The sequence below is a fragment of the Streptomyces sp. NPDC111516 genome, from assembly GCF_055635345.1.
In genome coordinates, this window is the sequence record NZ_JBVKBV010000004.1 from 95357 (window position 1) to 115400 (window position 20044).

Annotated in this window: 22 protein-coding genes and 1 tRNA gene; 16 read left to right on the top strand and 7 right to left on the bottom strand. The window is 70.2% G+C overall.

The window, feature by feature from the left end; genetic code table 11:
- Nucleotides 1-175: 175 nt before the first annotated feature.
- Nucleotides 176-1531 carry a sensor histidine kinase gene (locus ACZ7L9_RS10680; RefSeq protein WP_471414264.1) on the bottom strand — a complete coding sequence of 452 codons (1356 nt, stop codon included), beginning with the start codon at nt 1529-1531 and terminating at the stop codon, nt 176-178.
- A gap of 244 nt (nt 1532-1775) precedes the next feature.
- Complete coding sequence (locus tag ACZ7L9_RS10685) at nt 1776-2966, bottom strand: sensor histidine kinase (RefSeq protein WP_471414265.1); 1191 nt, start codon at nt 2964-2966, stop codon at nt 1776-1778.
- Nucleotides 2967-3148: 182 nt separating this feature from the next.
- Here ACZ7L9_RS10685 and ACZ7L9_RS10690 point away from each other — a divergent pair, with 182 nt between their 5' ends.
- The 12 genes from ACZ7L9_RS10690 (at nt 3149) to htpX (ending at nt 14742) form a co-directional block, all read left to right on the top strand.
- Nucleotides 3149-3550, top strand: a complete 402-nt coding sequence (locus ACZ7L9_RS10690) for an NADH-quinone oxidoreductase subunit A (protein WP_037689408.1) — start codon at nt 3149-3151, stop codon at nt 3548-3550.
- Entirely contained in the window at nt 3541-4227 is a 687-nt protein-coding gene (locus ACZ7L9_RS10695; RefSeq protein WP_471414266.1) for an NADH-quinone oxidoreductase subunit B, read from the top strand. Before ACZ7L9_RS10690 ends, ACZ7L9_RS10695 begins: the two co-directional genes overlap by 10 nt.
- Entirely contained in the window at nt 4211-5278 is a 1068-nt protein-coding gene (locus ACZ7L9_RS10700) for an NADH-quinone oxidoreductase subunit C (RefSeq protein WP_471414268.1), read from the top strand. Before ACZ7L9_RS10695 ends, ACZ7L9_RS10700 begins: the two co-directional genes overlap by 17 nt.
- Complete coding sequence (locus ACZ7L9_RS10705; protein ID WP_471414270.1) at nt 5275-6243, top strand: complex I subunit 1/NuoH family protein; 969 nt, start codon at nt 5275-5277, stop codon at nt 6241-6243. The genes ACZ7L9_RS10700 and ACZ7L9_RS10705 overlap by 4 nt, the downstream gene beginning before the upstream one ends.
- Nucleotides 6243-6887, top strand: coding sequence for a NuoI/complex I 23 kDa subunit family protein (locus ACZ7L9_RS10710; protein ID WP_471414272.1), 645 nt, complete (start codon nt 6243-6245; stop codon nt 6885-6887). The genes ACZ7L9_RS10705 and ACZ7L9_RS10710 overlap by 1 nt, the downstream gene beginning before the upstream one ends.
- The gene (locus ACZ7L9_RS10715; RefSeq protein WP_471414274.1) at nt 6884-7465 is read left to right on the top strand and encodes an NADH-quinone oxidoreductase subunit J family protein; all 582 of its coding nucleotides are present in this window, start codon (nt 6884-6886) and stop codon (nt 7463-7465) included. Before ACZ7L9_RS10710 ends, ACZ7L9_RS10715 begins: the two co-directional genes overlap by 4 nt.
- On the top strand, nt 7465-7869 hold the full coding sequence (gene nuoK, locus ACZ7L9_RS10720; protein ID WP_471414275.1) for an NADH-quinone oxidoreductase subunit NuoK: 405 nt from the start codon (nt 7465-7467) through the stop codon (nt 7867-7869). The genes ACZ7L9_RS10715 and nuoK overlap by 1 nt, the downstream gene beginning before the upstream one ends.
- On the top strand, nt 7866-9911 hold the full coding sequence (locus ACZ7L9_RS10725; RefSeq protein ID WP_471414276.1) for an NADH-quinone oxidoreductase subunit 5 family protein: 2046 nt from the start codon (nt 7866-7868) through the stop codon (nt 9909-9911). The genes nuoK and ACZ7L9_RS10725 overlap by 4 nt, the downstream gene beginning before the upstream one ends.
- 27 nt (nt 9912-9938) lie before the next feature.
- Nucleotides 9939-11489: a complex I subunit 4 family protein gene (locus ACZ7L9_RS10730; RefSeq protein WP_471414666.1), complete on the top strand. Its 1551-nt coding sequence runs from the start codon at nt 9939-9941 to the stop codon at nt 11487-11489.
- Complete coding sequence (locus tag ACZ7L9_RS10735; RefSeq protein WP_471414278.1) at nt 11486-13069, top strand: NADH-quinone oxidoreductase subunit N; 1584 nt, start codon at nt 11486-11488, stop codon at nt 13067-13069. The genes ACZ7L9_RS10730 and ACZ7L9_RS10735 overlap by 4 nt, the downstream gene beginning before the upstream one ends.
- 97 nt (nt 13070-13166) lie before the next feature.
- On the top strand, nt 13167-13625 hold the full coding sequence (mscL, locus tag ACZ7L9_RS10740) for a large conductance mechanosensitive channel protein MscL (RefSeq protein ID WP_471414279.1): 459 nt from the start codon (nt 13167-13169) through the stop codon (nt 13623-13625).
- 253 nt (nt 13626-13878) lie between these two features.
- A complete protein-coding gene (htpX, locus tag ACZ7L9_RS10745) occupies nt 13879-14742 on the top strand; it encodes a zinc metalloprotease HtpX (protein WP_471414281.1) in 864 nt (287 codons plus the stop codon).
- Nucleotides 14743-15151: 409 nt separating this feature from the next.
- On the opposite strand, the gene ACZ7L9_RS10750 is transcribed toward htpX, so the two are convergent.
- Nucleotides 15152-15553, bottom strand: a complete 402-nt coding sequence (locus ACZ7L9_RS10750) for a YccF domain-containing protein (protein ID WP_393692437.1) — start codon at nt 15551-15553, stop codon at nt 15152-15154.
- A gap of 114 nt (nt 15554-15667) precedes the next feature.
- Here ACZ7L9_RS10750 and ACZ7L9_RS10755 point away from each other — a divergent pair, with 114 nt between their 5' ends.
- Both ACZ7L9_RS10755 and ACZ7L9_RS10760 read left to right on the top strand, forming a co-directional pair.
- Nucleotides 15668-16225: an SMI1/KNR4 family protein gene (locus ACZ7L9_RS10755; protein WP_471414283.1), complete on the top strand. Its 558-nt coding sequence runs from the start codon at nt 15668-15670 to the stop codon at nt 16223-16225.
- A 126-nt stretch (nt 16226-16351) separates the two neighbouring features.
- Nucleotides 16352-16624 (top strand): GlsB/YeaQ/YmgE family stress response membrane protein, encoded by a 273-nt coding sequence (locus ACZ7L9_RS10760; protein WP_383847047.1) that lies wholly within the window; start codon nt 16352-16354, stop codon nt 16622-16624.
- 6 nt (nt 16625-16630) lie between these two features.
- Here the strand turns inward: ACZ7L9_RS10760 and ACZ7L9_RS10765 are convergent, their stop codons facing one another.
- From ACZ7L9_RS10765 to ACZ7L9_RS10775, 3 genes are all read right to left on the bottom strand, one after another.
- Nucleotides 16631-17305, bottom strand: a complete 675-nt coding sequence (locus ACZ7L9_RS10765; RefSeq protein ID WP_471414285.1) for an alpha-ketoglutarate-dependent dioxygenase AlkB family protein — start codon at nt 17303-17305, stop codon at nt 16631-16633.
- A gap of 1 nt (nt 17306) precedes the next feature.
- The gene (locus tag ACZ7L9_RS10770; protein ID WP_471414286.1) at nt 17307-17816 is read right to left on the bottom strand and encodes a methylated-DNA--[protein]-cysteine S-methyltransferase; all 510 of its coding nucleotides are present in this window, start codon (nt 17814-17816) and stop codon (nt 17307-17309) included.
- Nucleotides 17817-17996: 180 nt separating this feature from the next.
- On the bottom strand, nt 17997-18485 hold the full coding sequence (locus ACZ7L9_RS10775) for a YajQ family cyclic di-GMP-binding protein (protein WP_351085021.1): 489 nt from the start codon (nt 18483-18485) through the stop codon (nt 17997-17999).
- Between the two features lie 213 nt (nt 18486-18698).
- On the opposite strand from ACZ7L9_RS10775, the gene ACZ7L9_RS10780 reads away from it, so the two are divergent.
- Both ACZ7L9_RS10780 and ACZ7L9_RS10785 read left to right on the top strand, forming a co-directional pair.
- Nucleotides 18699-18780 (top strand) — tRNA-Tyr (locus ACZ7L9_RS10780).
- An 86-nt stretch (nt 18781-18866) separates the two neighbouring features.
- Complete coding sequence (locus tag ACZ7L9_RS10785; RefSeq protein WP_471414287.1) at nt 18867-19316, top strand: 2-thiouracil desulfurase family protein; 450 nt, start codon at nt 18867-18869, stop codon at nt 19314-19316.
- Between the two features lie 59 nt (nt 19317-19375).
- Here the strand turns inward: ACZ7L9_RS10785 and ACZ7L9_RS10790 are convergent, their stop codons facing one another.
- A complete protein-coding gene (locus tag ACZ7L9_RS10790) occupies nt 19376-20032 on the bottom strand; it encodes an SDR family oxidoreductase (protein ID WP_471414289.1) in 657 nt (218 codons plus the stop codon).
- Nucleotides 20033-20044 lie beyond the last annotated feature (12 nt).

Consider the following 20044-nt stretch of genomic DNA (forward strand, 5'->3'; position numbering starts at 1 on the left):
GTATCCCCACTGTTTGCTGGTCCCGCCCGTATGGCCTCCAGCATCCCAGTATCGGCAGCGCCGTGTCCCCGGCCGTCGTACCGGCTCGAAATCGAGCCGGTACGACGGCCGGGGACGAGGAGACTGGAAGGGGCCGTGGACCTGGGGTCCCGGTCACGGCACCGGACGGGTGCGCTCAGCCGCGCCAGGGCAGCTCGGCCGTGATCCGCGTCGGACCGCCCTGCGGGGAATCCACGACGAGGACGCCGTCCACCGCGTCCAGCCGCTCGGTCAGCCCGGCCAGCCCGCTGCCCGACGACACCTCGGCGCCGCCACGGCCGTTGTCGGTGACCTGGAGCATCAGCCGGTCCGCCGACCGCCACACATCGACCGACGCACGGGTCGCCCGTGCATGCTTGCTCACGTTCTGCAACAGCTCCGAGACCGTGAAGTACGCGATCCCCTCGATGGCCTGGGCGGGCCGGGACGCCAGGTCCACCTCGACCGTCACGGGGACGGTGCAGCGGGAGGCGATGGCGGAGAGTGCGGCGTCGAGTCCGCGGTCGGTGAGGACGGCGGGGTGGATGCCGCGGGCGAGGTCGCGGAGTTCCTGGAGGGCGACCTTGACCTCGCCGTGGGCCTCGTCGACCATGCGGGCCGCGGCCTCGGGGTCGTCCGTCAGCTTCTCCTTTGCCAGGCCCAGATCCATGGCGAGGGCGACGAGTCGGGCCTGTGCGCCGTCGTGCAGGTCGCGCTCGATGCGGCGCAGGTCGGCGGCGGCCGTGTCGACGACCACCCCGCGGTCCGACTCCAGCTCCGAGACGCGCGTCGCCAGCCGGGACGGGCCGAGCAGCCCGGCCACCATCACCCGGTCCACGCCTGCCAGACCGCGGATGATCCACGGGGTGATGAGGACGACGATCAGGCCGCACACGCTGGTCGCGGCCAGCTCGAAGGGGGAATCGAGGTAGATCTGATGGGTGTTGTCGCCGTACAGCTGGATGCCGTCGATCCCCACGTACGAGGGGAAGACCCAGTGCCACAGCGGGTAGGTGAGCGTCCCCCATCCGAAGGTCCAGAGCGTCAGCGACACGGTGAAGGCGAAGACCGCCCACGGGAAGTGCAGCAGCGTGTAGAGCAGATGCCGCCAGGACACCCCGCTCTTCAGGACCGCGCCCACCCAGGACATCAGGCCGCCGGTCCTGCCGCGCACCGGCGCCGGCGCGGCCACGTTCAGCCCCAGCAGCCCGCGCGCCCGGGCCCGCTCCAGCGCGCCGAAACCGCGGCACATGGCGAGCGCGCCGGCCAGGATCGGGACGCCGAGGAAGGTGATCAGCATGCCGACGCCCAGGGACGTCAGGGTGATCGAGAGGCCGAACAGGACCGCGCTGATCGGCAGGCTCAGCAGCAGATAGCCGAATTCGCGCCAGGTCCTGCCCTCGAAGGGCGCGCGGAGCGCGGCGGGGAAGAAGTGCTTCGCCGGGGGAAGGTCCCCGAAGCCGGCTCCGGACCGCTGGTGGTCCCGAGTGTCCGGTCCGTATGCCGTGGCCATGGGTGCTGTCCGTTTCGTCTCGGGGAGCCGGTTTCTCCGGCGGAGGCCCGGATTCTCCGGCGGATTCGCGCGGGTCCGGGGGCTCGGGGTCATGGGCTCGGGGTACGGGGTTCGGGTTACGGGCTTCGACTGGTACATCAAGGGTGCTGGGTCGTGGGCCCGTGCACCATGAGGCCGGTATCCCTCTTCGACCGGGGGTTTTCCCTACCCCGGGAGGGGACCTGGGAGTGCTTGGCTTCCCGGCCTACCCGACCCGGCCCTTGTCCCGGTCCCGGTCCCGCCAGGGCAGTTCCGCGGTGACGGTCGTCGGGCCGCCGACCGGCGAGTCGAGGACGAACAGCCCGTCGACGGCGCCCAGCCGTTCGGCCAGCCCGGCCATGCCCGTACCGCCGTCCATCCGGGCCCCGCCCCGCCCGTCGTCGGTGACCTGGAGCAGCATCCGGTCCGCCGACCGCCACACCTCCACGGACGCCGAACGTGCCCCGCTGTGCTTGCTCACGTTCTGCAACAGCTCCGAGACCGTGAAGTACGCGATCCCCTCGATCGCCTCCGCCGGACGCGCCGGCAGATCCACCCCCACCGTCACGGGGACGGTGCAGCGGGAGGCGATGGCGGAGAGCGCGGCGTCGAGTCCGCGGTCGGTGAGGACGGCGGGGTGGATGCCGCGGGCGAGGTCGCGGAGTTCCTGGAGGGCGACCTTGACCTCGCCGTGGGCCTCGTCGACCATGCGGGCCGCGGCCTCGGGGTCGTCCGTCAGCTTCTCCTTTGCCAGGCCCAGATCCATGGCGAGGGCGACGAGTCGGGCCTGTGCGCCGTCGTGCAGGTCGCGCTCGATGCGGCGCAGGTCGGCGGCGGCCGTGTCGACGACCACCCCGCGGTCCGACTCCAGCTCGGCGATCCTGCGCTCCAACTCGTCGGAGGGGGAGAGCAGCCCGCGCGCCATCGCACGGTCGGCATTGGCGAGGAGCCGCGCGATGTAGGGGAGCACGGGCCACAGCACGAAGAGGCTCACGAGCGTCACGGTGAAGGTGAGTACGCCCCAGGGCAGCCGGATGAAGGAGTAGAGCACCGCCCGCCAGCCCACCGGATCCTTCAGGCTCGACCACAGCCAGGGAAAGAAGCCCTGCTCGCGGCGGGACAGAACCATCGGGCTCGGCTCGTCGATCCACACCCCGAGCATCGCCCGCGCCCGGCTCCGCTCGGCCCGGCCGATCAGCCTCGCTCCCTGCAGTCCGGCGGCGAGCAGCGGCAGACCGATGACCGTGACCGCGAGCCCCACACCGATGCCGATCATGAAAATTGTGTAAACGAACCCGGCCGCGGCCATGGGAAGGTTGGCCAGGAGGTAGCCGATCTCCTTCCATGTCCACCGATCGAGGGCGAAGCGGGCGGGCGGTGGACGGTCGTTGTCGGGCACCAGGGGGCTCATGGTCATACGCCCCAGCCTGCCGGGCGGGGTCTGCGCGCGCCATGGGGCTCGTGGGTGGGGTGAAGTAGGGATAACCCCACCCGTAGCCCGAGGCGGCTGCTTACCCTCTCTTTAACAGGGCTCTTTGTCAGGGCCTAGACTCCCTGCGTACAGATCGTCGAACGGGTTTGAGGGAGCGAGGGGCGGACGTGGCGGACCTGCCGGAATCGACCGTTCTCGCGTCGGACTACTTCCACAGCTATTCCGTGGTCGGACTGCTCGCTGTGATCGGCGTGCTGTTCGTCGCCGTCGCCTTCGGGGCGGGCCGGCTGCTGCGGCCCGTGGTTCCCACACCGGAGAAGCTCCTGACGTACGAGTGCGGTGTGGACCCGGTGGGTGAAGGATGGGCACATACCCAGGTCCGTTATTACGTCTATGCCTTCCTGTACGTGATCTTCGCCGTCGACTCGATCTTCCTGTTTCCGTGGGCGACCGTATTCGCCGCACCCGGATACGGGGCGACGACCCTGGTGGAGATGTTCATCTTCCTCGGTTTCCTGGCCGTAGGACTGCTCTACGCATGGAAGAAGGGCGTCCTCGAATGGACGTGACGAGCACGCCGCCCCCCGAGCGCCGGCCCGCGACGCAGCCGGGACCGGACCCCGAGACGGGCTCCGAACCGCAGGCCGTTCCGACATTCCTGCCGGAGCCCAAGCGGCTCGGCGTCCTGTCGCGCCTGGCCCCCGAGCCGATGAAGGTGGTCCTGAACTGGGGCCGCCGCTACAGCCTCTGGGTCTTCAACTTCGGGCTCGCCTGCTGCGCCATCGAATTCATCGCCGCCTCCATGGCCCGGCACGACTTCATCCGGCTCGGCGTGATCCCGTTCGCCCCGGGCCCGCGCCAGGCCGACCTCATGATCGTCTCCGGCACGGTGACGGACAAGATGGCCCCGGCCGTGAAGCGGCTGTACGAGCAGATGCCCGAGCCCAAGTACGTCATCTCCTTCGGCGCCTGCTCCAACTGCGGGGGCCCCTACTGGGACTCGTACTCCGTGACGAAGGGCGTCGACCAGATCATTCCGGTCGATGTCTACGTACCCGGCTGCCCGCCCCGTCCCGAGGCGCTCCTCCAGGGCATCCTCAAGCTTCAGGAGAAGATCGCCCGCGAGTCGCTGGGCGAGCGGTACGCGACGGGCGGCGGCAGCCGTCCCTCCACGACCGCACTGCGCAGCGGCCTGGTCGCCGCCCCGCCGGCACCGGGGGAGGACCGCGATGACCAGCACCCCTGACGCCGCCGACGGCTACGACCGCCTGCCGGATGCCGCCGCCGAGTTCTTCGGCGAGGAGGCCACGGCCGCGTACGCGTACGACCTGCTGACCGTCGACGTACCGGCCGCCTCCTGGACCGCCGCCCTCGAAACGGCCCGCGACCGGCTCGGCTGCACCTATTTCGACTGGCTGAGCGCGGTCGACGAACCGGGCACCGGCTTCCGGGTCTGCGCCCACGTCGTGGCCCTGGCCGAGGGCAGGGTCCGCCGTCTCCTGATCCGTACGACCGTTCCGCACGAGGCGGCCGTCCTTCCCACCGCCATCGACGTCTACGCGGGCGCCGCCTGGCACGAGCGCGAGACACACGAGATGTTCGGCATCGGCTTCGAGGGCCACCCGCATCTGGTGCCGCTGCTGCTGCCCGAGGGCTTCGAGGGGCATCCGTTGCGCAAGGACTTCGTGCTGGCGGCACGCGTCGCGAAGGCCTGGCCGGGTGCGAAGGAGCCGGGCGAGTCGGAGCACGGCGGCCCGAAGCGGCGCACGATGCTGCCGCCCGGCGTCCCCGACCCGAACGAATGGGGCCCCCTGAAGGGCCAGCTTCCGCCCGCCCCGTCCCGCCCGGCCCGCGCCGCACGCGCGGCGGGCGACCGCCCGGTACGCCGCGCCCGCAGCGTGAGCGAGGGCTCGGCCGGCCAGCGGCAGGAGCCGGCCGCACCGGCGGCCGGAGCCGAGACCACTTCCCCCGTACCCCCGCGCCGCACCCGCAGCGCTTCCCAGGGTTCGGCGAGCCAGCAGCGCGAGGCAACGAAGCCGGCAACGGAAACGGGCGCCGGGTCCGGGTCGGCGGAGCCGACCCCAGGAAGCGCCGACGCGCCCTGGCACCACGCCCGTCCGGCCTTCGACACCACTCCCGAACCGCCCTCGGACCCGGGTACGTCGCAGTCGCAGGGCACGACGGAGGACAGCCCGGACACCCCGAACCAGCCCGGGACCCCGCCCACGCACCCCGCCGAACCCGAGCAGCCCGAAACCGAAACCCCCGACCGCCCCGCCGGAGGCGATAGCGCGTGAACGACGTACTCGACGTCGCCCTCCGGCTCGTCATCGTCTTCGCCGTGTTCATGGTCCTCCCCCTCGTCGTGGGACAGACCGAGCACAAGGTGATGGCCCACATGCAGGGCCGCCTCGGACCCATGTACGCGGGTGGCTTCCACGGCTGGGCCCAGCTCGTCGCCGACGGCGTGAAGTTCGCGCAGAAGGAAGACATCGTCCCGGCCGAGGCCGACCGCCGTATCTTCCAGCTCGCACCGGCCGTCGCGCTGCTCCCGTACCTCCTCGTGCTCGTCGCCATCCCGATCGGCCCCGGCGAGGGCGCGGTCGGCCAGGTCGTCGACGCGGGCATCTTCTTCGTGCTCGCCGTGATGGGCGTCGGCGTGCTCGGCTCGCTGATGGCGGGCTGGGCCTCGGCCAACAAGTTCTCCCTCCTCGGAGGCCTCCGTACCGCCGCCCAGCTGCTCGCGTACGAACTGCCGATGCTGCTCGCCGCCGCCTCCGTCGCGATGGCGGCCGGCACCGTCTCCCTCCCGGGCATCCTCGACGCCTTCGAGTGGTGGTGGCTGCCCTGGCAGATCGTCGGTGCCCTGGTCTTCTTCGTGGCCGGACTCGCCGAACTGCAGCGCCCGCCGTTCGACATGCCGGTCGCCGACTCGGAGATCATCTTCGGCGCGTACACCGAGTACACCGGCCTCCGCTTCGCGCTGTTCCTGCTCGCCGAGTACGCGGGCATCGTCGTGCTGTGCGGACTGACCACCGTCCTCTTCCTCGGCGGCTGGCACGGCCCGTTCGGCGCCCACGGACTCGGCTGGGTCTGGACGCTCCTCAAGATCGCGGTCCTCGCCTTCGTCGTCATCTGGCTGCGCGTGAGCTATCCCCGGCTCCGCGAGGACCAGCTGCAGAAGCTCGCCTGGACCACGCTCATCCCGCTCGCTCTCGCGCAGATCGCGCTCACCGGCATCGTGAAGGTGGCGATCAACTGATGGCTGCGCCGCTCCCGCCCTCCCGGCGTGGTACCCCCCAGCCCTCCCGACCCGGCATTCCCGGCTCCGGTCTGGCCAAGGGCCTGGCCGTCACCCTGCGGACGATGACGAGGAAGACGGTCACCGCTCAGTACCCGGATGTCCAGCCCGAGCTCCCGCCCCGCTCCCGCGGCGTCATCGCACTGTTCGAGGAGAACTGCACGGTCTGCATGCTCTGCGCCCGTGAGTGCCCGGACTGGTGCATCTACATCGACTCCCACAAGGAGACGGTGCCCGCCGCCGCACCGGGCGGACGCGAGCGCAGCCGCAACGTCCTCGACCGCTTCGCGATCGACTTCTCGCTCTGCATGTACTGCGGTATCTGTATCGAGGTCTGCCCCTTCGACGCACTGTTCTGGTCGCCGGAGTTCGAGTACGCGGAGACGGACATCCTCGAACTCACCCATGAGCGCGACAAGCTCCGCGAATGGATGTGGACGGTACCGGAACCGCCCGCGCTCGACCCCGGTGCCGAGGAGCCGAAGGAGATCGCCGCCGCCCGCAAGACGGCGGAGAAACTCGAAGCCCAGCGCGCCAAGGAGGCGCAGGAAGCCCAGCAGGCCCGAGCGACCCAGCAGGACCGGAAGGAAGAGGGGGAGGAGTGACACTCGCAGCCGCCGCAGCGCAATTCGTCCACGCTGCCGACTCCGCCCACTCCGGCTTCCTCTCCCCGACCGGCATCGAGATCGCCTTCGTCCTCGTCGGCATCGCCACCCTCGGCGCGGCCCTCCTCACCGTCACGACCAAGCAGCTGGTGCATGCCGCCCTCTGGCTGGTCGTGGCGCTCGGTGGTCTCGCCGTCGAGTACCTCCTGCTCACCGCGGAGTTCATCGCCTGGGTGCAGGTACTGATCTACATCGGTTCCGTGGTCGTTCTCCTTCTCTTCGGGCTGATGCTCACCAAGGCCCCCATCGGCCGCTCCCCGGACGCAGACTCGGGCAACCGCTGGGCGGCCCTCGGTGTGGCGGTCGCCGCCGCCGGCACGCTCGTCTGGGTCGTCGTCGACGCCTTCCGCGCCACCTGGATCAACCTGGACGGACCGGCCCAGGGCTCCACCGAGGTGACCGGCGCCTTCCTCTTCCGGCACTGGGTGCTGCCGTTCGAGGCGCTCTCCGTCCTGCTGCTCGCCGCGCTCGTCGGCGCGATCGTCCTGTCCCGCAAGCGCGGTAAGGAGCAGAGCTGATGCACCTCGCCTATCCCGCCGTGCTCGCCGTCCTCCTCTTCTGTACCGGGCTGTACGGAGTGCTCGCCCGCCGCAACGCGATCCTGGTCCTGATGTCCGTCGAGCTGATGCTCAACGCCGTCAACCTCAACCTGGTCGCCTTCGACGTCTGGCTCCGCGACGCCCTGCACTCCGGCCAGGCCCTCACCCTCTTCACCATCGCCATCGCGGCGGCAGAGCTCGGCATCGGCCTCGCCATCGTCCTCGCCGTCCACCGCAACCGCGGCAGCTCCGACGTCGACCGCCTCCGCGACACCGCAGAGACCGACTCCGCCGAAACCCTCCCCGGCGACGAGGCCGACGACACCGAAGACCAGGCCACTGCTCCGGCAGGGAAGGCAAAGAAGGCAGAGGCCACCACGTGACCACCACGACCCTCGCCGTCCTCGTGCCCCTCCTTCCGTTCCTGGGCGCCGTGGCCGGTCTCCTTCTCGGCCCACCCGTCTCCCGCCACCGCCCCGAGACGGGGCTTCGCGCGCTTTTCTTTGCCCCCGGTTACGTACGCCCCCTGGCCGTACTGCCCACCCTCACCGCCTTCGCGCTCGCCGTCGTCGTCGCCTCGCGCCAGGGCGGCGGCCCTGCCATCGACGCGGCGACCCGGCTCACCCCCACCGGCTCGGTCCCGGTCGACCTCGCCCTGCACCTCGACGGCTTCGCGGTCCTCGTCGCCGTCCTGGTCGGGCTCGTCGCGGCCTGTGTGCAGATCTACTCGACCGCGTATCTGCGCGACGACCCCCGCTACCCCTCGTACGCGGCCCTCGTCTCCCTCTTCACCTCCGCGATGCTGCTCGTCGTCTACTCCGGCGACCTGATGGTGCTCCTGGTCGGCTGGGAGATCATGGGCATCTGCTCGTACTTCCTCGTCGGCCACTACTGGGAGACGCCCGAAGCCCGCGCCGCCTCGCTCAAGGCCTTCCTGGTCACCAAGCTCGGCGACGTCCCCTTCCTGATCGGTCTGTTCGCACTCGCCGCCGACACCGGCTCGTTCCGCATCACCCGCATCCTGGGCGCCGTCGCCAACGGCGGACTGGACCACCCCACCCTCATCGCCCTGCTGCTCCTCGCGGGTGTCGCGGGCAAGTCCGCACAGTTCCCCCTGCACACCTGGCTGCCCGACGCGATGGCCGGCCCCACCCCCGTCTCCGCGCTGATCCACGCCGCGACGATGGTCGCCGCCGGTATCTACTTCGTGGCGCGGCTCCTCCCCGTCTTCGCCCAGTCCGGCGCGGCCCTCGTCGTCCTCGCCGTGATGGCCGCCGTCACGATGATCGGCTCGGGAATCGCGGCCCTCGCCCAGGACGACATCAAACGCGTCCTCGCCTACTCGACGATCGGCCAGCTCGGCTACATGTCCGGCGCCCTGGCCGTCGGCGACCGCGGTGCCGCCGTCTTCCACCTCCTCTCCCACGGAGCGTTCAAGGCCGTCCTCTTCCTCGCAGCGGGCGTCGTCATCCACGCCGCCGGGACCAACTCACTGGCCGCCATGTCCCGCATGGGCGGCCTGACGAAGCGCATCCCTGACGCCTACTGGACGATGACCGTCGCCCTCCTCGCGCTCGCCGCCATCCCGCCGTTCGCCGGCTTCTTCTCCAAGGAAGCCGTCCTCGTCGCCGCCGAGCACACCGCACTCGGGGAACGGCACGTCGCCCCGGCCGCGGCCGGCTGGACCGTCCTCGTCGCCGGACTGCTCGCCGCCGTCCTCACCGCCGCGTACGCCACCCGCCTCTGGCTCCTCGCCTTCCGGGGCCGTGGGGCCGAGGCCCCCGACCACGGCAGGCAGCCCGTCGCGATGACCGCCGTCCTCTGGGTCCTCGCCATTCCCACCATTGCCTTCGGGCTGACCGTCGGCGTGATCACCGACTGGTTCGACGGCCACAGCCTCACCCCGTCCCTGACCACCGCCGTCCTCTCCACGGGCGTCGGCCTCGTCGGCGGCCTCGTCACCTACGGAGCCTGGCGCCACACCTCGGCGCTCGCCGCCCGCACCGCCGTCGGCACGGTCGTCGCTCACCCCGACGCCGAACCCGCCCTTGTCGAAGCCCAGGCCATGTCGGCGCACACCGCCGCCTACGGCGCCTACGGGGACGCCCCCGACCCGGCCGACCCCGGCCGCCTGCTCCTCGGCCCGCTCCACCGCCACGCCGCCGCGGGCTTCCACCTCGACGCCCTGTACACGACCCTGTTCGTCCGCCCCGTCCAGGCCGCGGCGAGCCTCGTCCGCTTCCTGGACCGCGAGGTCGTCGACACGTACGTGCGCGGCTCCGGCACCGGCGCACGCTGGCTCGGCACCGCCGTCCGCCGCGCCCAGACCGGCAACGTGCAGACCTACCTCAGCGCACTGCTTGCCGGTTCCCTGGTCCTGGCGATCGCCGCCGTCGTCTTTGCCAACGTCAACGCCGGGTCGTGAGCCGTGATCGATATCAGTGAATCCGTGATGCAGTTCCTTCTCGCGTTCATCGTCGTCGTCCCGCTCATCGGCGCCGTGGCCGCTCTCCTGCCGGCCCCGCCCGGGCTGAAGGGAACCAGCCCCGACCAGGCCGTGCTCCGCCACGGCGTGACCGTCACCGGGGCGGTCCTCATTGCCGCGATCGTGCTGGCCGCCGGCTTCGACCACGACCACCCGTCGAAGATGCAGGCCACCACCGACATCAGCTGGATCCCGGCGCTCGACGTCCGCATCCATCTCGGCATCGACGGCATTTCGCTCCCCCTTCTCGTACTGACCGCGCTGCTGACCTTCCTCTGCGCGCTCTACAGCTACTTCAAAATGCCTGAGGGCCCCTCCCCGAAGGCCTTCGTCGCACTCCTCCTCGTCCTGGAGTCCGGCACCCTCGCGACTTTCGCCGTCCTCGACCTGCTGCTGTTCTTCCTGGCATTCGAGATGGTGCTCATCCCGATGTACTTCCTCATCGCCCGCTGGGGCGGTGCGCAGAAGCAGGCCGCCGCCTGGAAGTTCATCCTCTACACGCTGCTCGGCTCGGTGATCATGCTGCTGGGCCTGCTCCTCATCGGACTGAAGAGCGGCACCTTCGACATGGTGGCACTCGCCACTGACAACGGCCGTGGGCTCACCTCGTCCGTGCAGGTCATCGCCGTTCTGGCGATCGGCATCGGGCTCGCCGTGAAGACCCCGATGTGGCCGCTGCACAGCTGGCTCCCGGACGCCCACACCGCCGCCCCGACCGTCGGCTCGGTGCTGCTCGCGGGCGTCCTGCTGAAGATGGGTACGTACGGGTTCGTCCGGATCCTGCTGCCCATCACCCCCGACGGGATGCACACCTTCGCGCCCTACCTCGCCGCCTTCGCGGTCGTCGGCATCGTCTACGGATCGCTCGCCTGCCTGGCGCTGGCCCGCCCCGGCTCCAAGGGTGACCTCAAGCGCCTGATCGCGTACTCCTCCGTCGGACACATGGGCTTCGTACTCCTCGGCATCGCGAGCATGACCCCCACCGGAGTCAACGGCGCGCTCTTCGCCAACATCGCCCACGGCCTCATCACCGGCCTGCTGTTCTTCCTGGTCGGCGCGGTCAAGGACCGGTACGGCACCGCGGACCTCGACACCCTCTCCGGCGCCACCGGAGCCGCGCTCTACGGCCGGGCACCCCGCCTCGGCGGCCTCCTCGCCTTCGCCGCCGTCGCCTCCCTCGGCCTGCCCGGGCTCGCCGGATTCTGGGGCGAGATGCTCGCCCTGTTCGGCTCCTTCGATCCCGCCGACGGCCTCAGCCGCCCCGCCTTCCTCACCTTCATGTCGATCGCCGCGTTCGGCACCCTGCTCACCGCCGCGTACATGCTGATCGTCGTACGCCGCGTCTGCATGGGTGAGAAGCGGGCAGAGCCGCAGCAGCTCGCCGATGTCCAGGCGTACGAATTCGCCGCCTGGACCCCGCTCGTCGCCCTCACCGTCCTCGCCGGCCTCTGGCCCGCCGTCCTCCTCGGCCTCACCGACCCGGCCGTGCAGAAGCTCCTTGCAGGAGGCAAGTCGTGACCACAGCCGTCGTCACCGCAGCGGCCGACAGCACCACCAGCCTCGTCCAGTCCGTCGACTGGCTCGCGATCGCGCCCCCGGTCGTCGTCGCGGCCGTCGCGCTGATCGTCCTGGTCGCCGACCTCTTCCTCCCCGAGGAGCGCAAGCCGCTCCTCGGCTGGGTCACCATGGCCGGACTCGTCGCCGCACTGGCCCTCCTCGTCCCACTGCGCGACGGCGACCACTCCACCTTCTGCCTCACCGCGGCAACCACCGGCACCGGTGCCCCCGGGGCCTGCAGCTACACCGCCGATCACTTCGCCCTCGTCATCCAGGCACTCGTACTCGGCGGCGCCCTGCTGACCGCCCTGCTCTCCCTCGGCGACATCCGCAGACTTCCCGCGGGCGAGTTCTGGTTCCTGCTGCTGTCCTCCGCGTCGGGCGCCGCGCTCCTGCCCGCCGCCCGCGACCTCGCCACCCTCGTCGTCGCCCTCGAAGTCGCCTCGCTGCCCGCCTTCGCCCTCGTCGGCATCAAGCGCGGCGACCGGCGGTCCTCCGAAGCCGCGCTGAAATTCTTCCTCTCCTCCGTCGTCGCCACCGCCGTCACGCTGCTCGGTGTCAGCTTCGTGTACGCGGCCACCGGCACCCTGCACCTCACGGAGATCGCCGCCCGGCTCGACGACGTACCAGGTCAGCTCGACACCCTCGCCCAGGCGGGCGTCGTCCTCACCCTGGTCGGCTTCGCATTCAAGACGGCCGCCGCGCCCTTCCACTTCTGGGTGCCCGACACCTATGTCGGCGCCCCCCTGCCGGTCGCCGCCTACCTCTCCGTCGTCGGCAAAGCGGTCGGCTTCTCCGGCCTCATCCTCGTCACCGTGATCGCGTTCCCGGCGTACGCGGACGTCTGGGGGCCGGCCCTCGCCGTCCTCGCCGCGCTCACCATGACCATCGGCAACGTCGCCGCCCTGCGCCAGAGCGCCACCCGCGTCCGCAGCGCCGTACGCCTGCTCGCCTGGTCGTCCGTCGCCCAGGCCGGCTACCTCCTGGTGCCGATCGCCGCCGCCGCATACTCCAGCGACGAGCACATCGGCTCGACGGTCGCGTACGCCCTCATGTACGCCGTCGTGAACCTCGGCGCCTTCGCGGTCGCCGCCCTCGTCGCCCGCACGAACCCCGGGAACCGGATCTCCGACTACCGCGGCCTGTACGCCACCCGTCCCCTCGCCGCCCTCGCGATGGCCTTCTTCCTGCTCTGCCTGGCCGGCCTGCCGCCCGGCATCGTCGGCCTCTTCGCCAAGGTCACGGTCTTCTCCGCAGCCGTCGACGCGGGACTCGGCTGGCTCGCGGTCGTCATGGCCGTCAACGTCGTGATCGCGCTCTACTACTACCTTCAGTGGACCGCGGCGCTCTTCCGCGCCCCTGAGGAGGCCCCGGCCCAGGCCCGGGCGGAGGGGCCCGCACCCGCGGACGCGGCCGCACCCGCCAGGCACCGCGCCCCGACGCCCGTCGCCCTCGCGATCGCCCTCACCGCCGTCGCCGGCGTCGTGCTCTCCGGTGCCCCGCAGACGGTCCTCAGATTCGCCGCCGTCAATCTCTTCTGACATATCCAAGATCGGTTTGCCCGGAGCGGTCCCCACAGGGCAAGGTCATGGCCGCACAGCCCCACACACGCACCCAGGTCCCAGAGGAGCAAGAGCAGTGCTGAACGGGTTCAAGGACTTCATCCTGCGCGGAAACGTCATCTCCATGGCCATCGGGCTGGCCGTCGGAGCGGCGTTCACCGCAGTCGTCACCGGATTCAGCACCGCCTTCATCACCCCGCTGATCGGCCTCGCGACCGGCTCCGTCGGCGACTTCAGCTCGGCGGAGTTCTCGATCGAGGGCGCCATCTTCCCGTACGGGAAGTTCCTGGCCGCCGCCATCGCCTTCCTGATCACCGCGGCGGTGCTCTACTTCGGCGTCGTCGTCCCCATGACCAAGGTCCAGAACCGCTTCTCCAAGGCGGAGGAGAAGGTCGACATCAAGGCAGCCCTGCGCGACTGCCCCCGCTGCTACACCGAGATCCCGGCCATCGCCTCCCGCTGCGCCCACTGCACCAGCGAGATCAAGCCGGACCCCGAGGCCCTCGCACTCGCCGGTCTCCCCGCCCAGCGCTGAGCCGTCCGGCACGGAACGAAAGACGCACGGTCCCCTCAGGGCCTGTCCGGCCCATCACGGCCGGACAGGCCCTGACCCGTTCGGTCCAAAGCCCGGCGCCGGGCCCCAACGGCCTGACAGGCACTGTCCCGCGGCCGCAGCACCAGGGAACTAGCTCTCCTCGCCTGGCGTTGACCTGTACGGGAGGCTCCACTGGGGAAGTGGAGACCACCAAGTAAAGGGTTCCCCTGCCGCACCACTTGGAGGGCGTACCGTGCACCGCCGGCACAACGGGCTGAGAACCGCCGTACTCCTCGGAGGCCTGTCCGCACTCATCATCGTCATCGGAAGCTTCTTCGGACGTACGGGCCTGATCGTCGCGCTCTTCGTAGCCGTCGGTACCAACGCCTACGCGTACTGGAACAGCGACAAACTGGCGCTCAGGGCCATGCGCGCCCGCCCCGTCAGCGAATTCGAGGCGCCCCAGCTGTACCGCATGGTCCGCGAGCTCTCGACGGCCGCCCGCCAGCCCATGCCCCGGCTCTACATCTCCCCGACACAGGCCCCCAACGCGTTCGCCACGGGCCGTAATCCGCGCAACGCGGCGGTCTGCTGCACAGAAGGCATCCTGCAGATCCTGGACGAGCGAGAGCTGCGCGGCGTCCTCGGCCACGAGCTGAGCCATGTCTACAACCGCGACATCCTGATCTCGTCCGTCGCCGGAGCGCTCGCCTCCGTCGTCATGTTCCTGGTCAACTTCGCCTGGCTGATTCCGGGGGGCCGGTCCAACGACGACGAGGGCCCAGGCATCCTGGGCATGCTGCTGATCATGATCCTCGGCCCGCTGGCCGCGTCCGTCATCCAACTGGCCGTCAGCCGCTCCCGCGAATACCAGGCGGACGCCTCGGGCGCCCAGCTGACCGGCGACCCGCTGGCCCTCGCCAGCGCCCTGCGGAAGCTGGACGCAGGAACGAAACAGCTCCCGCTGCCCCCCGAGCCGAGGATCGAGACCGCGAGCCACATGATGATCGCGAACCCCTTCCGCCCCGGCCAGGGCATGTCCAAGATGTTCTCGACACACCCGCCGATGGCGGAGCGCATCGCCCGACTGGAACAGATGGCAGGTCATCGCCCGTGAGGACGATCGGTGCGGACGCCCTAGTGGAAGTCGGAGAAGAGCAGACCGAGGAAAATCCACAGGGGGGAAGCCGAGCACGATGAGTACGGCGATCGCCAGCCCGGCCAGGCAGCCGCACCCCGTCAGCCGGTTGCTGGTTCTCGCGTACTCATCGTCGTCCCCCACGCCGCTATTGAACCGAACCCCCTGCCAGGGGACGCCGACAACTCCTGGGCCCTGTCGTTTGGATCATGCCGGGCTCGCGTGCCCCGGCACCGCACCTCGCGGCGTTGTCGTCAGCCTTCCCCAAGCTCTCGGCTCCGCTCGAGCAGGGGAGACCCCATTGGCTCCGCCATGACTCCTTCCTCCGCCTTGCGATGCACGGCACCGGACCCCGCTCCCTGATCCGGCCTGATCCAAACGAAAGGCCCTAGCGGGCTCCGAACGCTTCGTCGGTCGAGACCACCTCTCGGCCCAGCGGCATGAGCGAGATGGGGATCATCTTCAGATTTGCCCAGCCGAAGGGGATTCCGATGATCGACACGAACAGCGGGATGCTCGTGATCAGGTGACCCAGCGCGAGCCACCACCCGGCGAAGACGAGCCAGATCACGTTACCGACGCAGGAGGGCGCACCCGCGTCGGGCCGTTCCACCGTGGTCCGCCCGAACGGCCACAGCACGTAGCCGGCGATCCTCAGGGATGCGATGCCGAATGGAATCGTCACGATCAGAACGAAACAGATGATTGCGGCGACCAGGTACCCGAGGGCCATCCAGAACCCGCAGAACACCACCCACAAGACGTTCAGGATCAGCTGTACGAGCTTCATGATCACTAGCCTTCCATAAATCTCGCCTGCCGGCAGGGCTGCTCAAAGCCAGTATCGGTCCCGGGGGCGAAGAGGGCCCGCCTGACTGTCAGTGCCGTCGTCCACCATGAACCCATGAACGACACCGAGCAGTTGCTGGCAGCCGCGGAGAAGACCGCACACACCGCCCCGCGCCGGGAGGAGCACCCTCTTCCCGCCCCGCTGCCCACCGAGGCCGTCGAACGGGCCGAAGCCGCCCTCGGCTTCGCCCTGCCGCCGCTGCTCACCGCGTTGTACACCCGCATCGCCAACGGCGGCTTCGGACCGGAGTACGGCCTGATTCCGCTGACCGGCGACCGCGGCCCGGACGGTGAGGAGTCCGCCGTCGCGCAGTATCTCGCGCACCGCCGGGCCGCGACCGAGGAGGGCGAGTGGCCGTGGCCGGAGGGCGTACTGCCGATATGCAGCCTGGGGTGCGGGATGTACTCCTGCGTGGACTGCCGCAGTGAACACACCACGGTGCTGCTCTTCGAGCCGAACGCCGATGAGCCGGAGCGCGCCTGGTACGTGGACCAGCCCGACCTCGCCCAGTGGCTCCGTAACTGGCTGGACGGCACCGCATGGTACTGCGAGGAGGCCGAGGACGAAGGGGCCGAGATGGCGCCCTGGCCGGATTTCAGCGCCCGTGTATGACCCATGGGCGAGCGGGGAACGGCCCGCCCGCCACCGCGAACCCGTATCGCGGGCCACGTACCGCAACCGCCCGACCGGCAGGAACGTCTTGGATTCCAGGAACGAGTGACGGGTAGGTTCGCACGCATGAGCATTATTGGTTGGATCATTCTCGGACTGCTTGCCGGTGCCATCGCCAAGGTCCTGCTCCCGGGTCGCGACCCGGGAGGCCTGGTCGGCACCACCCTCATCGGGATCATCGGTGCCTTCCTCGGCGGCTGGATATCGTCGCGCTTCCTCGACCGCCCCATCTCCAACGACTTCTACGACACGGCCACTTGGGTCGCGGCCATCGGCGGTTCGCTGGTCCTGCTGATCGCCTACCGGCTGCTCTTCGGGAACTCCCGCGAACGTCGCTGACGACGGTCAGCGCCCGGGGCCCGGCGCATCCAGCCCGGTCTCGCGCAGGGTCAGATTGAGCCGCCCACGACTCATGCCTGTCGCCGGATCCGCCGTCCCCGGGCAGATCTTCGGCACACCGTGGAACGCGAAGCGCGAAGGCCCGCCGAAGACGAACAGGTCGCCGGAGGCCAACTCCACATCGGTGTACGGCTTTCCGCGGTGCTCCGTGTTCCCGAAGCGGAAGACACAGGTGTCACCGATGCTGAGCGACACCACCGGAGCACCGGACCGCTCCTCCTTGTCCTGGTGCATGCCCATCCGCGCCGCGTCGTCGTAGAAGTTGATGAGGGCGGTGTCCGGCGCATACGTCCGGACCGTCCTCTCGTCCTCGTACGCGTCGGCCAGCGCCTCCCGTCCCAACTCCGCCAGCCAGTCGGGGAATTCGGCGACCCGGGCACCGTTCACATCGTCGGCCGTACGCGAGTACCGGTACGGCTGCCAGTGCCACCCCAGGCAGACCGTCCGTACGGACATCACCCCGCCGCCCGGCAGCACCGTGTGCCGCAGCGGCACGGGCCCCCGCGCCCACTCCCGGCAGGCGGCCACCAGCTCCCGTTGGCGCTCCGGCGGCAGCCACTCGGGCACGTGCACGGCCCCTGGCGCGACGACGGCCCGCGGCCTCGGAAAGAGCCCGGACATGTCAGCGCACCGCCAGGGCGCCTTCCAGCCCCAGAAGCTGTTCCTTGCGCTCCAGGCCGCCCGCATAACCCCGCAGGGCCCCGTCCGCGCCGATCACCCGGTGACACGGCCGCACGACCAGCAGCGGATTGCGCCCGATCGCGGTCCCCACGGCCCGTACGCCGGCCCCGGGCGCACCGATCCGTTCGGCGATCTGCCCGTACGAGACCGTCTCCCCGTACGGGACGGTGTCCAGAGCCGCCCAGACCCGGCGCTGGAAGTCGGTGCCCCGGTCGTCCGCGTACACGATGTCGAAACGGGTCAGCCGCCCCTCGAAGTACTCCCGCAGTTGTGCGGCGATGCCCTTGAAGGCCTCCGGCGCGTGGGTCCACCCGTCCTGGACGACCGTGGCGCCCTTCTGGCCGGGCAGCGAGAGCGAGGCGAGCGCGACCCCGCCGACCGCATCGGAGGCTGCCTCGCCGACCAGCAGCAGTTCACCCAGCGGGCTGTCGACGGTTGCGTACATGGTCATGACTGGTCCCTCTCCTTGCCCGTCCTGCCGGAAATCGACGGGATCGTCGTCCGGCACGGACAAGTCTGCGTCCCCCGCACCGTCGCGACCGGCGGTATTCGGACATCACATCCGGGTCCTGCGCCTCCCGCCCCGCACGCGCAATGCGCGTGGCCGGAAGACGCAGGACCCGCCGGGGACCTACCGGTAGTTCACGAACTGCAGGGCGAAGTCGAAGTCCTTGCCCTTCAGCAGCGCCTGCACGGCCTGCAGATCGTCCCGGCTCTTCGAGCTGACCCGGAGCTCATCGCCCTGGACCTGTGCCTTGACGCCCTTCGGGCCCTCGTCGCGGATGGTCTTCGCCACCTTCTTGGCGTTCTCCTGGGAGATGCCTTCCTCGATCGTGGCGAAGATCTTGTACTCCTTGCCGGACAGCTGCGGCTCGCCCGCGTCCAGCGACTTCAGCGAGATGCCGCGCTTGATCAGCTTGGACTGGAAGATGTCGAGGATCGCCTTGACCCGCTCCTCGCCGTTCGCCTCCATCAGGATCTTCTCGCCGGACCAGGAGATCGAGGCGCCGGTGCCCTTGAAGTCGTAACGCTGCGAGATTTCCTTGGCGGCCTGGTTGAGGGCGTTGTCGACCTCCTGCCGCTCGACCTTCGAGACGATGTCGAAACTGGAGTCGGCCATGACGTGTGGCTCCTTGTATCGGGGTGCTGGGAAACGGGGTGCATACGGGCGGTCGCGGGCCTGTCGGTGCCGCACCGCCGGTCAAAGCCTAGCCACCCACGCCGGATCGGGCCGCTGATCAATCAAGTGGCGTAGCACCCCCGGGCATCGGGTATCGTTTACGTCGTTGCCACGGAGCGCCGCCGAAAAGCGGTTCTCACGGCAGCAATCCCTGGCGGTGTGCCCGAGTGGCCAAAGGGAGCAGACTGTAAATCTGCCGGCTCAGCCTACCCAGGTTCGAACCCTGGCGCCGCCACATGGCAAGGCCCCTGTCCTAGGACAGGGGCCTTCTTTGTTTGTGCCGCGGTTTGTGTCGCGGTTTCTGCTGCGAGGATTGTGAACATGGAACCTGTGCTGGTCAGCGCCTGTCTGCACGGTGTGCCCTGCCGCTTCGACGGCCGCGGCAAGGCCTCCGCCGCAGTGGCCGAGGCCGTCGGAGAGCGCCGCCCCGTCGCCTTCTGTCCCGAGGTGGCCGCCGGACTGCCCACCCCGCGTCGTCCCGCCGAGATCGTCGGCGGCGACGGCCACGACGTGCTCGACGGCCGCGCCCGCGTCGTCGACGACACCGGGCACGACGTGACGGAGGAGTTCGTGGACGGCGCCCGGCGGGCGCTGGATGCCGCACGCCGGGCCGGGTGCACGGAGGCACTGCTGATGCCACGCAGCCCTTCCTGCGGGCGAGGCGCGGTCTACGACGGTACGTTCACGGGCGAGCTCCGTGAGGGCGACGGCGTCACCGCCGCCCTGCTGGAACGCCACGGCATCACGGTTCGCCCGGCTCCGCGCGGCTGACCGGGGGCGGCGGCCCCTTGCCGTGACCGCCGGGGGACCGCCCCGCCGCCGGGAACGGCTCAGTTCCCCGCCACGTCCTTCACGGCGACCGACACCGGCACGTTCCCCGAGATGAGCTCCAGTGTCAGCCCCGCCGTCGCCGGGGTCTCCAGCAGCTCCAGCAGCGCCGCCGCCACATCGTCGCGCGGTACCGGTCCGCGGCCGGTCGAGGCGGTCAGGAGGACCGTCCCCGTACCCGCGTCGTTCGTCAGCATTCCGGGGCGCAGGATCGTCCAGTCGAGTGCGGTCCTGGAGCGCACGTACGCGTCCGCGGCACCCTTCGCCCGCAGGTACGCGTCGAAGACCTCGTCGCCCGGGTGATCGGGGTCGGCGCCCATCGACGAGACCACGACATGGCGCCGTACCCCCGCCCGTTCGGCCGCGTCGGCGAACAGCACCGCCGCGCCGCGATCCACCGTCTCCTTGCGTGCCGAGCCGCTGTTCGGGCCCGCACCGGCCGCGAAGACCGCCGCGTCGGCGCCGCGCAGCACCTGGGCCACCTCTTCCACGGATGCCGATTCGAGATCCAGGACGACCGGCTCGGCGCCCGCCGCCCGGAGGTCCTGGCTCTGGTCCGGATTTCGGATGACGCCCACGGCCTCGTACCCGCGCGCGGCGAGCAACTGCTCCAGCCGCAGCGCGATCTGACCATGTCCACCTGCGATGACAATGCGCATGGTCACGACCGT